This is a genomic window from Paenibacillus nitricinens (genome assembly GCF_052056485.1).
Taxonomy (GTDB): Bacteria; Bacillota; Bacilli; order Paenibacillales; family Paenibacillaceae; genus Paenibacillus_AQ; species Paenibacillus_AQ nitricinens.
Genome location: NZ_CP183948.1, coordinates 2,094,801 through 2,113,535, shown reverse-complemented (window position 1 = coordinate 2,113,535; position 18,735 = coordinate 2,094,801). Strand labels below are relative to the sequence as shown.

The following is an 18,735-nucleotide window of genomic DNA, read 5'->3' as shown; positions in this document are numbered from 1 at the left end:
ACCAAGGGTCATATGTCTCCATATGATGAATGATATGTAACCCTTAGCTACCAAATTGCCGGCATCACGCTGCCTACCGGAAGGAGATCCACGATGTCCCAATTCAAGATCCCGGTCCATACGGTCCACTCGGGCATCCTGCAGGAAAACGCTATAATGCTTGGCGAACGATCCATGAAAAGACTCAAAATCCCGGCTCACGGAACGCTCCAGCTGGCTTTCGGCTCTTTCCGGCAGGAGGTTACCATTATCCCGGCTCCCAAATCCGAAAGCCTGCGTGTAAGCGAAGGACTGGCGCGGCGGACCGGATGGAAACATCGGCAAACCCTCAACGCCTCTTACAGCTCCGTAAGTCGTACCTTGCGACTTGGACCGTTGATCGGTGTACTCGTCAGCCGTGACCATCCAGATAATCTCGACAGGCTGTTTGGACCCATTACCATGTTCTGTCGAGAATTAACAAATGCCTGCCACGCACAAGGCGCCTATGTATATTTCTTTACCCCGGAAGCGCTGGAAACAAGCAGCTCTTCCATCCAGGGCTGGGTATACAACGAGGGTTGGAGGAAAATGAGTCTGCCCATCGCCGATGTAATCAACAATCGGCTAACGACGCGAAAGGTGGAGAATAAACCTAGCGTACAGCATTTTTTGGCGGATGTAAAATCACGGTATGGAACGCATTTCTTCAACGAAAAATTTCTTGACAAGACAGAAGTATTTGAAGCTTTAGCGCAAGACCCTTCATTGAAGCGGTATTTACCGGAATCGCATGCTTTAAACGGTTTTGCTGTGGTAAAGAAGATGTGTAGCCAATATCCAAGCGTATTTCTAAAACCTGTACGAGGCAGTCTCGGCAAAGGCATTCTCCGAATCTCCAAAGATGAAGGCGGAGGATACCGTTTGTTATCAACTACCTCTATAGGTACACGCAAGCAAAGTTACCCGACTTTAGCTAAACTGTACCAGTCTATTGCACCCAAGATGAAAACAACGCGCTACCAGATTCAACAAGGATTGCCCTTAATGGAGCTCGGTAAGCGTCCTGTAGATTTTCGAGCTCTTGTACAGAAGAATGGTACCGGTAAATGGGGTGTTACCTCCATTGTCGCTCGCACCGCTGGAAGCAATCATTTCGTCTCCAATCTAGCAAGAGGTGGCAGTCTTAGTACTGTCCGTGAAGCCGTTAGCAAGAGCAGCCTTCCTCCAGGTACCAAGGATAGCGTACAGCTTCAGCTTCCAAGAGCAGCACTTGCCATTGCAAGAGGCGTAGAAACCTTTATCCCTGCACATTTCGGAGAGCTCGGAATCGATCTGGCACTGGATCAATCCGGACGAATATGGCTCTTGGAGGTTAATTCCAAACCTTCCAAGAACGATAACACACCGCTAAACGATCAAAAAATCAGACCGTCCGTCAAGCAAATGATTCTGTATTGCCGCTATTTGGCCGGTTTATAAGGAGGACACAATGACTGAAACAGCTATGGGGTTCCTCGGCATTATGACGGGCCGTCGCCACGGGAATCCTCCGATTGCCGAGCCAGAATTTTGCAGTCATTTATGCCGTGCAGCTCCGCGATATAACCTTAAAGTCCTCGTGTTTCATCCGGACGGAGTAGCGGCAGACGGGTCATCTATAACCGGTTATACATGGAAAGACGGAAGCTGGCACAATACGACCTCTACACCACCAGATATCATTTATAATCGTTGTTTTTACAATAGTCCGAAAGAAAGAAAAGAAGCTTCGTCTGCCCTCTCTTTCCTTCACCGTTCACTACCTTGGTCAAGAGGTTTACCTGATAAATGGGGCGTATACGAGATCTTGAAGCGCAACCGAAGAGCCGCTATTTTACTTCCGGAAACTGTACTTTATACCGGTACACGCAAGTTAAGCAATATGCTTGCTGAAAGAGAATACGGAGTTTTCCTAAAACCCAAAGCAGGCTCTCATGGCAAACGTACATTGCATGCCATAATGCAGAACAGACGCTCTGGAGGAGGCATAAGAGTACGAGGGCGTGATGGAACAAATACACCCTTTCAATATGTATTCAGCTCGCAGGATGAAGGACTGAACTGGATTCATGAATTTATCGGCACACGCCGCTATATTATACAGCCTTATCTGCACCTAACTAATCGTGAGGGGCAACCGTTCGATGTGCGTGTATTGATGCAAAAGAATGGCCTCGGCCGCTGGGATCTTACAGGCATGGCCGTTCGGCTGGGTAATCATGGTTCACTGACTTCGAACCTGCATGGCGGTGGAACTGCGGTTCCTCCTTTGCCCTTTTTGCTTGCAGAATATGGTCAGGATGGAAAAGACATCATGCAGGAGCTTGCTACAGAAGCTGCATACTTGCCTCCTCTTCTGGAGGCCGCATGCGGTAGGCTTGGAGAACTCGGCCTAGATTTCGGTATTGATTCGAGCGGTCGGATTCATTTACTAGAAGCAAATTCCAAGCCAGGGCGCACGGTATTCCGGCTGACGGGCGACCGCCGGGCTGCTAAGCTCGCCGCCGAGAATCCACTGTCTTATGCGCGCCATCTGCTACTCACACAGCGACGGATACCATCCCTATCTACGGACAGCTCCGTTATAAACGGGAGAATGATAACAATGGTTCCTAAGGAGGATTCATAAATGAGTCTCACTTTTTGCAATGTGCATTTCACTAAGCAGCCCCAAAGAGTTGTATATGTATCAGGTGCACTGATGAAAAGCTTGAAATTAACCGGGAAAAAGAACATACGCCTTAGACTCGGTAAAGATGCCATCCCGACCATGATTAAGCCCATCAAGCGTGCCGGAAATCATCTATTCCTTGCCACTGGTGTAAAGAGTGCTATCAAGGTTCCGAAATCTGGTGGGATCTATTTACGCAATCTACAGAATGACGAAGTACAGCTTGGACCTTTAGTCGGTGTATTGTCCGATGGACCAGCATCTTCAAATCAACCCTTCGGTTCTCGCACTGGCTTCATAAAGCAATTGCTGCGGGAAGGCAGTAATAAATGTTATATATTTGCCTTTATGCCGCGTGATATCAACTGGCAGCAGGAGCAAGTCTATGGTTATTTCTTAACCGCAGGCGGCAAATTCGAGCGTAAAATGGTTCCTCTACCTGATGTTGTCTACAATCGGCTACCCAGTCGGAGAGCGGAGACTTCACCTTATATCAACCAGCTTCGCGAACGATTTATGCGTAAGAAAATCCCTTACTTCAACTGGAGCTTTTTCAATAAATCCGATATTTATCGGTTGCTAGAAAATGACGGAGCTGCAAACCGTTACGTACCTGAGACCCACAGCAATCCCTCTTCCGAAAAAATGAGAGAAATGTTGGATCGCCACCACTTTGTGTACTATAAACCTTCCGCAGGCAGCCTGGGTCACGGGATTTACCGACTCACCTATCTGCCGAAAAAAGGGTATTTTGCCCGCTACCGCAAGGGTGGGAAAAACGTACTTCTGCGCTTCACTACCTTTGAAAGCCTTATGCGTATGCTTCGGTCACGACACGGTCAAGGCCTGCAAAATTATATCGTCCAACAAGGAATACGTTTGATTGAAATTGATGGCTGCCCGATTGATTTCCGATTCCATATGCATAAAAACGGCAGTAATCAATGGATTGTAGTCGGCATTGGCGCTAAAAAAGCCGGCCGGGGCAGTGTCACTACTCACCTCAAAAATGGGGGGGCTTTGCTTACACCTGGGCAGGCGCTCGGGCGTGTATTCGGCGGCAGAGCAGATGAAGTATTGCAGCGTGCGAAGAGTACAGCCATTAAGCTGGCAGAATCCTTAGAAATCCAGCATCGTCATTTGCTCGGTGAAATTGGCTTTGATCTCGGCATTGATCAGGATGAAGACATCTGGATGTTCGAGGCCAACGCCAAACCAGGACGTTCCATCTTCCGTCATCCTTCCCTGCGCGCTGAGGGCAAAGCTTCCATCGAGCACATTTTGGAGCATTGTCTATACCTCAGCAAATTCCGCAGGAGGGATGAGATGTGAACACCCATATTCCGGATGAATCAAAACCCGTTATTGCCATACTGACAACCAGCGATAAAGTAAGGCAATTTAATGGCAACCGCAATAACTTCCGGGACATCATCCGCACAGGCAAGGAGCTGGGATTTCTTGTCTACGTCGTCACCGTCCGTGACTTGAAGCTTGAGGAACGGATGGTGAACGGTTATGTCCCATCATCCAACGGGAAGATATGGTACAGCATTCCTGTACCTCTTCCACAAATCATCTATAACCGAATTCCTACCCGTGAGGATGAGGAAAAACCTGCTGTCGTACGCAAAATAGCTCAGTGCCTGGAACATCCAGGCATTAAGCTATATAATCCATATTTTTTCAATAAATGGAGTCTATTTGAATGGCTAAAGGGCTCACATGCCACCTCGAAGCATGTTCCAAAAACCAGACGTTTACGCAGTGCGAACACGCTTATCGCCATGTTAAATAATCATACCAGCCTCTACCTAAAACCTGAGAATGGCAAAGCAGGTAAAGGAATTATGCGTTTAAAATACCGTGCAGATACCACCTTACCCTATCGGCTGCAAATTCAAAGCGGCAAAAAAAATGTGACCTACAAAGCTGCCTCAGTAGAACGCCTCTGGGCACGGATAGGAAAAGAAAAGGGAAGCTCGCGCTATATCGTACAGCAAGCTATTGAACTAGCGACTCATCGAGGACGACCCTTTGATCTACGTGTACTTCTGCAGAAAAACGGCAGAGGCGGCTGGGCATTGACCGGCATAGGTGCGCGTCTAGCCGGTGCCCGCAGCATCACTACGCATGTACCTCGTGGCGGAAGTATCGAGGAGCCCTCCACCATGCTGGAAAGCACATTTGGAACCGAAAGAGCAGCCTCTATCTTAAAAAGTGTACCTACAACTGCTCTGTTAATTGCCAGACAAATTGAAAGAGCCTCTGATTCTATGCTCGGGGAGATGTCGATGGATCTCGGTGTCGATGAGAACGGTGGACTCTGGTTCTTTGAAGCAAACTCCCGGCCGATGAAATTTGATGAGCCTGCGATTCGCAAGCTTTCTTTGGAGCGAATCTTTCAATATGGCCAGCACTTAGCACGCCATTCCAAGTAGAATTCATTAAAGGATGTGACACTGCATGCAGATATCCTCCATCTACGACACTGATGCTAAAAAGTGGAAATCGCGGTTAACCGGACTGCTTGAGTTTATAAGAGAGCATGGGGAGCGTCGGATTACAAACCAAGCTTGCAAGGTAATGGCCCGATTAACTCCAGAACAGTTGTCAGAGCCAGGTGTCTCGCTGCTTGTCGCCACCGTACGCGGTCAGAATGGGCGCCAGCTAGCAGGCGTAAGCTTCGTATCCGGGTTCGGTGAAGAGGCCTGCCTCGTTGCCGTGCATCCCTTATACCGAAATAGGCATACAGGCACCGCCCTTATGGCCGCCCAGTTAAATCGTTTAGGGCGTCTCGAATGCAGTGTTGCCAGCGATAATACAGCCAGTCTGAAAATGTGTTTCAATGTTGGTCTTGCCGCAGTGGCGCTTACTAGTGGCCCTACTGGCAAGCCAACTTTATTGATCCGGTCACCACAGAATACCGTCAGTACTACAAACTCTCCACAAGAAGGTGAACTCCTGTGCCAGAGCCCGTCTTAGGCATTCTTACTTTGTATATAAATGAAGCCAAGCAGCTAGAAGAAAAGGCCGTGTACCGGAGAATGATCATTGAGGGTAATCGAATGGGCTTGGATATTTTTGTATTTACCCCCATGGATGTCCATCCCAGTAAAGAGCAGATCCATGCTCTTGTCTTTGATCCAAAGAGCGGGAAATGGTCACGTAAATGGCGTTCCTTCCCGAACATGATTTATGACCGTTGCCGTATCCAGCGCAGCGCACGCTTTCAACAGTTGCTTCGTTTCCGTGAACGCTATAAACATCTACTATTTCTGAATCGTCCACTGCGCAACAAATGGACCATTCACCAAACGTTCTCACAAAAGAGTCGCTTCCGGCAGCATATGCCAGAAACATTACTGTATCACTCCTCTGCTGATCTGCACCGAATGTTAAAACAAAGCCCGGTACTCTATATCAAGCCAGCAAACGGCACTGGTGGACGCGGTATCCTTAGAATTGAGCGGGTTAAAGACAGTAAAGGGGTATTTGATATTCAAGGCCGTCGTCAAGATCGCCGGATTATTCCACCCCGAAAGGTCTCTGCCTCCCGATTGGATTCTATCGTTCGACAATGGTGTATTGGTGGACGTTTCCTCGTCCAACAGGGGATCCCACTACGTCTGCCCGGCGGACGTTTCCATGATTACCGCATGCTCGTTCAAAAAAATGGGCAAGGCGTCTGGGAACTGACAGGTATGGCAGCAAGAGTCGGGGCGGCCCGAAGCGTAACCTCCAATCTTCATGGCGGTGGGCACGCCGTTCGGGCGGAAACGCTGCTAAAGGAATGGCTGGGTAGTCAGGATAAAACCGATAAGGTTATGAAAACTGCCGAGAGGTTAGGACTTGATGCCGCTGCTTTCCTGGAAGAAAGTTTCGGAGCCTTATGTGAGCTCGCTCTGGACCTCGCTATAGATCGCGAAGGAAGAATCTATGTGCTGGAGGTTAATCCAAAACCTGCCCGTGAAGTGTTTGCACGCTCTGGGGACGGCAACACATATCGTAAAGCACTAGTACGTCCTTTGGAGTATGCGCTATGGTTATATAATAATAAAGGTGCCCCAGCGGCGGCTAAGACTACTGAGGAATGATATGATACACAAAAACAAAACAACCGCCACTCTGCAGGATGCAGAAGGTGCGGTTGTTTGTTGCGTCGCTTTTTTCACTTTTGGCTAAAGCAGCATTTATGAATTCATTGCTGCCATTATGGATTTATGATTCCGGACTGAATCAGAAGTCTTCTTACTGCAGCGGCTGCCTCGGCACGAGTTATATTCTCGTTAGGCGCCAGCCGCTCATTTCTACCTACAATGATGCCGGCAGAAAGATTCATTTTCACGTCTTTTTCTGCCCATTTGGCGATCGAACCCGAGTCCGTAAAGGACTGTAGCAGCTGTAAAAACTGCTCTTCACTGCGGGAAGAAACTAGCTCCGTAATTTTCATCGCTCTGCTGACGATGGTCATTGCTTCTTGCCGGGTGATGCTGTTATTCGGTCTGAACGTTTCGTCAGGATAACCGGCAATCAGCCCCCTCTCTATCGCAACTTCCATTTCCCGTTCATACCACACATCTGCCGGGACATCACTGAAGGATACAGAACGCTTATCATAATTGACAATTCCCAAAGCTCTGACCATCATAGCCGTGAATTCCGCTCTGGTGATTTCACGCTGTGGCTCATAGAGCGTATCGCTCGTGCCGTTCGCAACGAGCCTGGAGCCCATAACATTAACATCCTGTTTGCTCCAATGCTGCTCGACATCCTGAAACTCTTCCGGATTCCAGATTAATCCGAAGACTCCGGTCTCGAGGCTGTTAATACGCGCATAATAACGTCCATTCTCTATATTTACATAAGTTGGCTGATGATAAATCTCGCCATCCTTGTAGAGAACACCTGTTGTAATCCTCATTCCTTCCGGTACCGGCAACGAATATTCTCCCCAACCTTGACTGGATACGGATCGGGTCTGATTTTTATACGAAGCTTCGATATAGAACTTAACAGGTTGACCTACGGGCTGTACCTGCTCCCTCTTGGCTGCAAGTTTGAATCCTTCAATGTAGCTCTGATCGGCTGCGGTTAATCCTACACGAATCACAAGGTCTTTCGGATTCATATGTTCTTGTCCAAACAGCTTCTGGATTGTATCCAGACTTACATTACCAGCATTCAGCTTGATAGTACCTAAGTCGGTTTCAACCTTAATCACTCCATCCTGATCCTGGAGTTCCTTCAGCTTCTCGCCAGTCAGTTCAGTACTTCTACTGTCTGCTGGTACTTTTACTGGTACTGGATCAGTGCTGACAACATTCGAGTTGCCAGGGTTCTGAGAGTCGCCCGGTTCCTTAGCTGCAATTTGAACCATCTGGAAAATACTGAATTTGTCGATCTGGAACTCTACAAAATCCGGTTTACCTTCAGCGGTGTACCCAATCCGCAGAGGAGAATACACCACAATATCACCGTCACTATGTTCAACATAGATTCTTAGGCGATCTAGGAAGGCATCTCTGGCACTGGAGCTTTGAACAGGAATCTCATTAGCCAACTCAGACAGTGGAATCCGGATAATCGTAGTGATCCCACTGTAGTTGGTCTCAATTCCTCGCGGTATTCCCTGCACTTTAAGGGTCTGGTCACTGGCTAGTGACAACTTCGTAGTACCGATATTAATGGCCTTCGTCTGGAAGGTCTTCTGTTCCTTCAAATCCTTTACCGGTACAATCCTGAAATACAAGTCTGTACCTGCAGTTTCCAGCTGCTTGATACTCGCTTCATCCAAATGAATGGATCCCAGACGAGTGACGATATCCAATGTAATATTACGTCCTGCAAGGGTCAATACGGCCGATGCTGGAATTTCTATAGCTATCTCGTCCGCAAGTGCAGAAGAATCGTCCACGTGATTTATAGTCAGACTTCGATTCGCCAGATCCGGATCATTCGGATTCACCACTTCCACCAAATTAAACATTGTATCGTCGTCCACAATGATTGTATCAATCTTAGTCCCATCCGACATGTTGGTTCTTAGTATGTTGATGCCTTGCTGCAGCATATTGCCATCGTTATTGATGGACAACTCGGCCTGTCTGGAGGTGGCATGACGGATAGCTCCGTCCTTTGTCACACCTAATGCCTTGACAATCAGCAAATATTTTTTGGTTGCAGTTTTGCCTTTTCTGCTAAAGGTTGCGGTCAGAATGACGTTGGTCTCCTCATTTTTCCGGTTCACTCTGCCTTTAGCTTCTTTAGCGTTCTGCTCAATTCCGATGACTGCCGGGTGGTTAGAGGCCCATGTAATATCAGTGCTGTACTTTCCGGTCTGCAGCAGCACGAAGCCTTCAGTTACACTTTCCCAAATGTCACCTTCCGCAAAGATTGCAGCATCATCTATCTTCAGATTTCTTGCTGCCTCGTCCACTGCTTCTTGATCACTCAGCTTTTTAACGATGACCGTAAACGTCTTCACTCTAGGTTCGTCCGGCTTGTCCGGATCGGCAAGCTGCACGGTAAGCACTACCTTTACGTCCTCTTCATCCGGACCGGGTCTGCTAATCCGCCCATTGTTGGAGAGAATAACGGGATTACCCGATGTCCAAGTCAATAAGGAACCGGTATCTCCTTTGGTCGTCAAAAATACATTTTTCTTTACAGAAGTCTCGGAATCTCCCGGTGCATATCCAATATTCACATTAAGTTCATCCTGGGGAAGATCAACCAGACTGGTTCCCTTAACCGTGATGTAGAAGTCCTTTTCATGAAAGAATCCATCCTTCGTTACACGAGCGGTCAATCTGACAATCGTATCCTTCAACGGTCGTTTGATTTCACCTGTGTTACTGACAATATCGCTCCTATGACTAGTCCATACTACTTCGGAATTATAAAAGCCCTCCGAGATCAGCTTAATATTATGCGTTACACTGTCTGCCGTATCCTGATCGGTATAGCCGATTCTCAACAAAGAGATTTCTTCATCCAATTGATCATTAACATCCGCAAGCTTTGCCTTAACGTTAAGGACAAACTCTTTCGTTAAGGTTACTTCACCCTTGCTTACCACTGCAGTCAGTGTTACCGTCTGGTCCCCTTCCAGATAACCAGGACGTGTTACCTTGCCGTCTGTGCAGATGACTTCAGCATTTGACGTACTCCATGCAATGCTGCTGCCGTTGCTGCCTTCCTTCAGCAGTTTCAACAGTGTCTTCACGTCCTCCTGGCGCTCATTATCAGCCCGGATCATCTTCCAGGTCAGCCCTGCCAGGTCTTCGCTTACGGCTTCACTGTCTGTCTTCGGCTGCTTGATGACTGTCACAACGAATTCCTTGGTCTGGACAGCTTCACCCTTGCTTACTGTCGCAATCAAGGTTACCGTCTGGTTCCCTTCCAGATAACCAGGACGCGTTACCTTGCCGTCTGTATCAATGATTTTCTTGTCCGACGTACTCCAGGTGATGCTGCTGCCGTTGTTACCTTCCTTCAACAGCTCTAGCAGCGTCTTCACGCCCTCTTGGCCCTCGTTATCGGCCCGAATCATCTCCCAGGTCAACCGATCTAAATCTTCAGTAACCGACTGCTCATCGGTACCCGCTGCTTTTTTGACAATAAGAATAAAGGTCTTGGTCTGGACAGAGGAACCGTTCCTGAACTCCGCTGTTAAGGTAACCTCTTGATCCCCTTTCGCGAATGAAGGTCTAGTAACGGTACCGTCAAGCGAGATGACCGCTTCATTCGTAGATGTCCAGATAATCTTACTTCCGCAAGCACCCTCTTCAAGAAGATAAACATCCGAGGTGACAGAAGCTTGCTGGATATTCTTTTCCCGGATCGCGTCCCAGATAAGATCAGTCATATCCCGAACAATTAGAGAAGCTGCATCCGGCACCTGCAAATCGAAGTTATTCGAGGTGAGTGATGCTGCAGCGTCAATGACAATGGCAGGATCAACTGTGACCGAAGCAAACGCGGAAGCATCGAATTTCTTCGTTGCCTGTCCCGTAAAATGGACTTCGAGTATAGTGTCACTGATGCGCAACACAGTAAAGTCCAGTCCCTCCGGTAGGTTATTGATCGTTACACCAGTGTTAACCTCTTCGGTAAATCTGCCGTTTTTCAGGGTTACCGTCAAGGTCTCCGCAACCGATCCGTCGCCCGCGTCATGGAGAATGTCTGGAGAAGCCATAATGATCGGCGGCGGAGAACGGAATAAGACTGAGAAGGTTGTTGACGGGATTTCCCCGATAGTCACCTGCGCATTATTTATACTATCCGTGAATTCATGACTGTCTGCATGTCCGGCAATAGATAAGGTCATTTGGGTAGGATTATCAATCATAATACCGCCTACATCCAGTCCAGCCGGCCAATTCACCGCGTATACTGAATCAGTAACGGATGCATCAAAGGTGCCGTTCTTGAGCTCTAGGAGCAGTGCATCGGCAATGCTGCCATCATTAAGATCGGATTCATAAACTGGGGAGTGAACGACCAGAAAAGGCTCCTTGTCCTTAAAATCAATCTTAAACGTATTCGTGCTTAGAGATGTCGGACTTCCGACAAGCTTATCAGCCGCTACCTTTACGTAGGCATTGTATACATCCTCCGTCTCCGTTGCAATGCCGTCAAAGCCGATCTGAAGCTCCTTATCAGAGATTCTCTTCAATGTCGCGCTTAGCCCGTCTGAAAGATGTGGAATCTCGATATCAGATAAACTAATATCCGAAGCAAATTTGCCGCTGGTAATAGACAACTGCAACGTCTCTGAAATCTGTCCGCTGCCGTATACAGCTTCCGAGACAATGCCTTTATCCAAGCTCAGCATAGCTGGGTCCATGAAGGTAAGACCGAAGGTCTTGGTTGTCAAATCTGAGGAAATCCCGATCAGATTCTCCTTACCGACTGTCACAGACAAGTTATCTACATCAAATTCCTTGCTGTGTTTTATCGCTGCACCAGTTAGCTTGAAGTTAAGCTCGGTATCACTCATCCGGGATACCTCAAAGCCTAGTCCAGCGGGCAGGTTGTTGACCCGTATTTTGTTCACGTCAATCGATTTGGGCAGGGTTGCTCCAAGGATGTTGACCTTTTGGCTGCCCTTCACCGTACCATCATTGACCTCCGTCTCAGTCAGGGCGCCGCTGCCCTCATCCAGCTCGATTTCAGCGAGAACCTTTTTGAAGTCCCGCTCGTCCAGGCTCGTGTAGTAGGTGAAACCCTTACTCTCACTTGGAGCCAGAGCTCCCGAATCCCAGGTCATCGTGATGCCCGCATCTGCCACCACTTCCTGATTTTTAGGCTTCGGACTGTCATACGCCTCAGAGGCATAAGGATTTACATTGGTAAATCCGAATACGGATGCCTTAGCCTGCGGATTGCTTGAGTAGAAGAAGATAGGTGCTCTCGAACCAAATGCTTTATAGAGTGGATCTGCGTCCGAATTGGTCTTCGCTTCTACGACAGCAACGCCATCCTCCTCTACAGTATGAGTTACCCTATTAGCCGTTACATATGATCCGCCCTGGTCTACCGTATTATCCGGATCCATTGAACGCATATACCTCGCTCCATCCCAAGTCTGGTCGGAGAGATTCTTAATTGTGACGTCATTACGGTAGAACTTGTAATCTTCTTTAAAGCTTATAACCTGCTTAATTTCCATTGTTCCGGCCCATGTTGAGACGATAGTTGCACTCAGGAGCCCTTTCTCCTTCTGCGAGGTATTCAATACCGTAGTCGGCATTTGCTTGGTGTTCATCACAGCCGAATTAGATCTCGCATATGTATTTCCGTCCACCTTATACCCTACAGCGAACCGTTCCTCGGGAGACCCCGGCAAATAATAATCCACCGGCAGATCCAGACCAGTGTCATAGCCGTCATGGTCCGCACTCATACCAAGATTATTTCTACTGTTTGTTCCGCGGAAGTTTGCGGGTTTATTACCCTCGGTGCCGAAATCGCCCCAGTTGCTGATTCCAAGCTCTATATATTTCCCTCCCAGGAAAAGCTCAGTTCCGCCTAATCCGCCATATTCGGCCCTTGCCCCCGCTCCATCTGCAGCCGCGTTTACTGTTGCAGGAGCAACAGGAACGATGGACAATACCATAGATAACACCAACATTATCGCTAACAGCTTATACCTCTTCATTGTTCACTCTCCATTCCTTATAGTCATTTTTTACTGCATTCACTTTTCCGGTGTAAGAAAGATGATGGCTGGAAGCAGCGAATGTTTACTACCTGCCAATCCCAACAGGGAAACTTGCTAACAGGCAGGATGTCCAATTCGTGCCAATCTTTCAGTTTGAGCACCTGCACTCCTCCTTTAAGAGAATGATGTAGTTTCATAAAACCAAATCAATCTCACAAAAAACTCACAAAAACTCGATTGGTGTCGAGATATTTACCCGCAGTACAAAAAAACAGAGCAAACGATGGCTCATTGGCGCTCTGCCTGCATGGGTTATGAAAACTGCCGAGAGGTATAATAATCAACAACAAAATAACCGCTTCTTTGCAGAATGCAGAAAGGCGGTCGTTTGTTTATTTCTTAATATTTTGATTAGTTCAAAAAATAGGGAAGGAAAAAAAAGAGCATCGTGGTGCCCATACAGATAAAGAGCAGAAGTTGCAAATTTTTATCTAATAGATGTTTTATGAACCATAGATAACTCACAATGCACAATAAAAGAACAGCACTATAAAAAAATAAGGAATCATATTGAGGTGCTGTAAATATGTCTCCACCACCAATAGATAAGACTATGCCTATAACTAAAAACCACATTCCTATTCCAATTCCAGCACTTAAAGCAATAAAAAGAAAACTCATTATCATTTTTATGCTCCTTAGACTTACTTCCCAGTTTCTCATCATATGAATTGTAAATATTCCCATTTAACTAATTATCGGATTATCTCCTTTGTTTATGTATACGAAGAACTACAAAATCGGCGACCTGGTTTTTATTTGAAAGCTGAAAGCAAGTCGCCGCTTAGTTATCTGCATATTATCTTATTTTACATACCGATTCCTGATTGCAAATACGACCGCTTGTGTGCGGTCATCGACTTGAATTTTCTGGAGAATTCGATGCACATGAGTCTTAACCGTACTCTCACCAATATAGAGTTTACGGGCAATCTGCTCGTTGCGCAATCCATAAGCCATCTGCTGTAGAACTTGCAATTCCCTTTCTGTAAATGGATCAAGCAATGGTTCATATGAAGCTGAATCCAACGCTTCATCCTCAGGGGCTGACCGCACAGCTTGACCAATCACTTTGGCAGCTACAGTTGTACGATAAATAGCCTCCCCACGGTATGCGGCACGCACAGCATCAACCAATTCGTCAGGTGCAGCATCCTTAAGTAAGTATCCTACTGCCCCTGCGCGGATTCCTCGGTATACGTAGTCTTCTTGGTCAAAAGTAGTTAGGAAAACCACTTTGCAATACGGCAGAGTTTCAACAATTCTACGGGTCGCATCAATCCCATCTCCCTCATGCATTTGTACATCCATCAGCAATACATGGGGTTCAACTTGAACTGCCAATAGGACGGCCTCATGGCCACCAGATGCTTCACCTACTACCTCCATATCCTCTTGAGCATTAATAATAAACCGCAAGCCATGTCTTACCAGATGCTGATCATCAGCCAAAAGCACCCGGATACTTGGGGTGGTCATAACTTCTCACCTCTTGTTCTATCTTTCGTATCATGCAGTGGAATGTTAAGTGTCAATTTCATCCCCTGTGGCTTCACAGCTTCAACACTTAAAGAACCTCCAGCTCTTTCGCAACGAGCCTTCATACTGGATAGACCAAAGCCAGGAACAACGGCATGCTCTTCGCTGTATATGCCATTATCCTCCACAGACATCGCTAGTTTGCCTTCAATCTCCGAGATACATATTTCAACCTCTGAAGCCTGGGCATGGCGAATAACATTCGTCAGCGCTTCTTGAAGCGTACGATATAGTAATTCAGAAGTCTCTGGAGTCCAAAGACTCGTAGGTTCAGGAGTGAAGAACTTAATTGTAAACCCTGCCATTTCCCGTACCTGATTAACCAAACTGGATAAAGCAACTAAACCAAGCCCAACTTCATCGCTGCCCATCCGGTGTGCAACCGTACGTACTTCTTGCAAGCTATGTTTAACTACGTTCAGAATAGTAATCATTGCTTTATCCGCTTCTGCGGCGTCTTTTTTCATCATAAAGGGTAAAGCTTGAAGCTGTACAATCGCGGATGTTAACCCATTGCCGATGCTGTCATGAAGATCCATAGAAATCCGACTTCGCTCTTCAAGCACTGCATAATGTAGTAAACGTACAGTCGCCTCCTCCAACTCCCGATGTGTATCTTGCAGTTCTTCATGCGTTTGTTTTAGCTGCGCATGAACCTCCCGCAATTCCTCATAATGGCGTTTAGCAGCTTCATTAGTTTCACGTTTTACTCTGCTCCCCCAAAATAAAATATAGGTTCCTGCATGGGCAATGGAAAAGATCAGGATCTGATTAGGTGCCATTTGACAAATTCCAAAAATGAATGCATCCATACTAATTATGACTGTAGTTAGCAAAAGAGATGTGTAAATCGGTAAGCTTAACACAAGGTATCCTATAAGATAGAAGATGAATTCAGCAGCTCCATTGGCTACATTAAAAAAAATAGCATAGGAAACCGTGACTATCCAGATTATCACCACAGCAGCTATACGCACACGATTACCCCGAAGCCACTCTGGAACCCAAATCAAAATAAGGTAAGGAAGCCGGATTAATATTCCTATGACTAACTCTGTCCAAGCCGCCTCCTTCAGAAGACCAACAAGACTAAAGCACAATAGCAAGCTTAAAATAACGTTTCTAACCTGAACCGAAATAGACAGCCAAACCGCTGCAAAGGTCTGTTTAATGATATCCATCCCATTTCAATTAAATATTTTTGGGTTTATTACTGCAAACGTTGCACCTTTAAATAGAGAAAATAGCGGCTTGCACAGATGTTACCCAGCGGAATAAAAAGCATCGCCGTACTTAAGGAGAGCACAGAATAATGTGCCCCCCACGCGCCTGCCAGTTGACGAATGAGCATAATCACAATAAAAATAACGATGCTGGCCAAAGAGCCTTTAGAAGTTATTCTACCTGTAACAGGATGAATACGCACCTTCATTAGCTTTCCTCTCCAAGCACCCGCAGCTAATCCAACGATCAAGCACACGATACACAGCAGGATTCCAACTGGAGTAATTACAGACTTGCCAATACCAGACAGAAGGGAGTATGCAAGTACAGCAGGCAATATCCATAAGCGGGAGGCTTTCACCTCTTTCTCTCGTAATGCCAATAACATCACAACAATTACAACAATTACATAGTTGAGCATGTTGGTCACCCTCTTTCGTTTTTCTATATTTGTTGAAAATAATACTTTAAGCTTAATTGAACTCCGGCATGTTGAAGTCCATCCACAGATGGATTCTGAACTCAACCGGAAGGTATTAAACGATGCGAATGCAAAAAAACCGCCCATTCATGGGCGGCCTAATCTACATTTTACCTTGTTTAATCCAAGACCATATTCGGTAAGAGCCAAACAAAGACGCAAACAATAAAAGTGCCAACATGATCAGCCAAATGCCCAGCCGATTTATATCCCGTAGCCCAAATACATTAGAGAATACAAATACACCACAGACTATAAAAAGAACATACATAAAAACATTAGGAATTACCCAAATAATCCGCAGCTTTATGTTTCTATTCTTCAACCCTGTCGCCTCCTTTGGAGTGTCATCTTTATTATACAAATAATTGATAGCAAAATTTAGAAACATCAAAAAAAGGCAAACCTCCACTTACGAGGTTTGCCTTTTTTTGTTTTCCAAATCTAAATCGCGATACTCCTATTCGCTAACCGATGCGTTGTCGTACAAGTCTATCAACTCATTGAAGGAGGTGATAATTACATCGGAGCCCTTCAGCTCATCCTGACGTCCAAACCCTGCATATGCACAGCCGATGACGGTTTGAGCATTTCCCTTACCTGCCTCCACATCGGACGAGCGATCGCCTACCATCCAGGCACTCTTGATTCCATGATTGTCCAGCAAAATGCGCAGCAATTCTGTCTTCGTCGCAGTGCCTTGACCACCCGCACTATACAATCCTTCAAATAACTCTTTAAGCTCATGCACCACAACTATACTGTGAATGTATTCCTCCAGCCCATTACTAGCCACAAACAATCGTACTCCACGCTCTTTTAGGGCAGTCAGTGTTTCGACCACTTCAGGATACAATAACGTCCCACCTGCTTCAAGTCCTTCGACCTCTAGCTGCAACAGCAGCTCATCTGCACGGCGGTGTACCGCCTCATCGGCATCAGGCATAACCTTCTTCCAAATATCTGCCAATAGCATCCCTAAGCTGCTTAGAATACGCTCCTCCGGTGGTGTAGGTCCTGCATATAGTCCCTCTTCCCGCAAAATATCGAACATTTTATGATATGCAGGTAATAAAAGACTTTCAGTCTGGAACAATGTTCCATCCATATCAAAAACAATCGCTTCCGGCTTGTTCAACTCCGAGTGAACCGCGTTCAGTTCTGTTCCTTGTACCTCATTACTCATCTGTTGTTCCTCCCCATTCTCTTTTGCTTCAGGTAAGCACATTCATCTGCACGAATTCTCCAGTACAAGCCCTATGATATATGATATCACTTCAGAATGTCCATGCTCTCCACATTTCTTGTTGCAGTTTATATTTCATTATGATATATTTCAATCTGTAATATAACACATTGAAATATAAAGGAGAGATATCCATGTCACTTCAATTAATCATGCGCTTTCTCAAGCAGCCTGCTACTATCATCGGGATCATAACTGCACTGTTGTTCCAAGTCTTTTTCAGTTTGATCTGGATTACAGGCTATGACCATGTAACCGATCGAGTAGATCGGTTGCCCATTGCTATAGTGAATGAGGATGGTGCCAATGCCCAGCCCATTGCCGAAGGGATTGCAGGCTCGCTGCAGTTCGTAACTAAACAGGACTTCACGCTGAAGGAAGCCCGGAAAGAGCTGGAAAATCGGAAAATTCGTATGATTATTAATATTCCGCAAGGGTTTACCGGACAGATCAGCAATCCTTCCACAAAGGCTGAACTCCGTTACCTCGTAAATGAATCCAATCCGCAAATGGTTAGCAATGTTATGCAGACTGTAGCCCTTAAAGTCACGGCTGCCATGAACACTCAAAGCAGTGATGCAACACTAAACCAAACCCTTGAAGCTATGAAACTGCCGAAGGCACAAGCAGAGGTCATCAAAAGTGCGGCAAGCAGCCGAATCTCCGCAAACGTTCAAATCATCAATCCCACAACTAACTTTGCACAAACTATGGTTCCGTTAATGATTGTTACTGCCTCCTTTACCGGAGCTATGTTGCTCGCTATGAATCTCCAAAAATCGTCCTCCAACCTGTCTGGCCAATTCGGTAAATGGGATCGTTTGGCAGCACGATTCGTAATCATGGGTGGAACAGCCATAATCACATCACTAGTGGGAACTATGATGGTTAACTCACTAGGGATTCACTCTAGCCGCGGTTTTCTACTCATGTGGCTGTTTGAATTCACCGTTATTCTCTCCTGTATGATCCTTGCCCAGTTCAGTCTGCTGCTTCTTGGGGACGCTGGCGCCTGGTTAAATATTGCGCTGCTCTCCATCCAAATGTTGGCTTCCGGCGCAACGATTCCTCGTGACGTATTGTCTCCGTTTTATAGCTGGATCGGTCCCTTCTCACCTGCTTACTACGCGGTAAATGGTATGCTCGACCTGGTTATCGGAGGTAATGGTATATGGAAAGATATGTTCTACCTACTCTGCATTGGCGCAGCAATAGCTGGATTAAGCATTATCCTAACCTTCATTCGTAAGGAAACTCAGTTATCGAGAGAGCAAGAGCCTGTACCAACAAATGCGTAATGATGTAGTTTGTCACTTCGATTATGC

13 protein-coding genes are annotated in these 18,735 nt (G+C 46.4%); 7 read left to right on the top strand and 6 right to left on the bottom strand.

The window, feature by feature from the left end; translation table 11 throughout:
• The first annotated feature begins 93 nt into the window (after positions 1 to 93).
• Genes ACN6KS_RS09185 through ACN6KS_RS09160 form a run of 6 tightly spaced genes read left to right on the top strand, consistent with a single transcriptional unit; the run spans position 94 to position 6,789 of the window.
• Positions 94 to 1,461, top strand: a complete 1,368-nt coding sequence (locus ACN6KS_RS09185; RefSeq protein ID WP_094874144.1) for a YheC/YheD family endospore coat-associated protein — start codon at positions 94 to 96, stop codon at positions 1,459 to 1,461.
• A 10-nt stretch (positions 1,462 to 1,471) separates the two neighbouring features.
• Entirely contained in the window at positions 1,472 to 2,650 is a 1,179-nt protein-coding gene (locus ACN6KS_RS09180) for a YheC/YheD family endospore coat-associated protein (protein WP_094874143.1), read from the top strand.
• On the top strand, positions 2,651 to 4,024 hold the full coding sequence (locus tag ACN6KS_RS09175) for a YheC/YheD family endospore coat-associated protein (protein ID WP_094874142.1): 1,374 nt from the start codon (positions 2,651 to 2,653) through the stop codon (positions 4,022 to 4,024).
• Positions 4,021 to 5,133 carry a YheC/YheD family endospore coat-associated protein gene (locus ACN6KS_RS09170; protein WP_440961845.1) on the top strand — a complete coding sequence of 371 codons (1,113 nt, stop codon included), beginning with the start codon at positions 4,021 to 4,023 and terminating at the stop codon, positions 5,131 to 5,133. The genes ACN6KS_RS09175 and ACN6KS_RS09170 overlap by 4 nt, the downstream gene beginning before the upstream one ends.
• A gap of 25 nt (positions 5,134 to 5,158) precedes the next feature.
• Positions 5,159 to 5,677 (top strand): N-acetyltransferase, encoded by a 519-nt coding sequence (locus tag ACN6KS_RS09165; protein WP_094874140.1) that lies wholly within the window; start codon positions 5,159 to 5,161, stop codon positions 5,675 to 5,677.
• The gene (locus ACN6KS_RS09160; protein WP_440961844.1) at positions 5,659 to 6,789 is read left to right on the top strand and encodes a YheC/YheD family endospore coat-associated protein; all 1,131 of its coding nucleotides are present in this window, start codon (positions 5,659 to 5,661) and stop codon (positions 6,787 to 6,789) included. Before ACN6KS_RS09165 ends, ACN6KS_RS09160 begins: the two co-directional genes overlap by 19 nt.
• Before the next feature lie 116 nt (positions 6,790 to 6,905).
• Here the strand turns inward: ACN6KS_RS09160 and ACN6KS_RS09155 are convergent, their stop codons facing one another.
• The 6 genes from ACN6KS_RS09155 to ACN6KS_RS09130 form a co-directional block, all read right to left on the bottom strand.
• On the bottom strand, positions 6,906 to 12,857 hold the full coding sequence (locus ACN6KS_RS09155; RefSeq protein ID WP_440961843.1) for an immunoglobulin-like domain-containing protein: 5,952 nt from the start codon (positions 12,855 to 12,857) through the stop codon (positions 6,906 to 6,908).
• A gap of 867 nt (positions 12,858 to 13,724) precedes the next feature.
• Complete coding sequence (locus ACN6KS_RS09150; RefSeq protein ID WP_280787043.1) at positions 13,725 to 14,399, bottom strand: response regulator transcription factor; 675 nt, start codon at positions 14,397 to 14,399, stop codon at positions 13,725 to 13,727.
• Positions 14,396 to 15,640, bottom strand: a complete 1,245-nt coding sequence (locus ACN6KS_RS09145; protein ID WP_440961842.1) for a sensor histidine kinase — start codon at positions 15,638 to 15,640, stop codon at positions 14,396 to 14,398. Before ACN6KS_RS09145 ends, ACN6KS_RS09150 begins: the two co-directional genes overlap by 4 nt.
• Before the next feature lie 29 nt (positions 15,641 to 15,669).
• Positions 15,670 to 16,104: a hypothetical protein gene (locus ACN6KS_RS09140; RefSeq protein ID WP_094874134.1), complete on the bottom strand. Its 435-nt coding sequence runs from the start codon at positions 16,102 to 16,104 to the stop codon at positions 15,670 to 15,672.
• Between the two features lie 163 nt (positions 16,105 to 16,267).
• Positions 16,268 to 16,489: a hypothetical protein gene (locus tag ACN6KS_RS09135; RefSeq protein ID WP_094874153.1), complete on the bottom strand. Its 222-nt coding sequence runs from the start codon at positions 16,487 to 16,489 to the stop codon at positions 16,268 to 16,270.
• A 135-nt stretch (positions 16,490 to 16,624) separates the two neighbouring features.
• Positions 16,625 to 17,350, bottom strand: coding sequence for an HAD family hydrolase (locus tag ACN6KS_RS09130; protein WP_094874133.1), 726 nt, complete (start codon positions 17,348 to 17,350; stop codon positions 16,625 to 16,627).
• A gap of 194 nt (positions 17,351 to 17,544) precedes the next feature.
• Here ACN6KS_RS09130 and ACN6KS_RS09125 point away from each other — a divergent pair, with 194 nt between their 5' ends.
• Positions 17,545 to 18,708: a YhgE/Pip domain-containing protein gene (locus ACN6KS_RS09125; protein ID WP_341134209.1), complete on the top strand. Its 1,164-nt coding sequence runs from the start codon at positions 17,545 to 17,547 to the stop codon at positions 18,706 to 18,708.
• Positions 18,709 to 18,735: the final 27 nt, after the last annotated feature.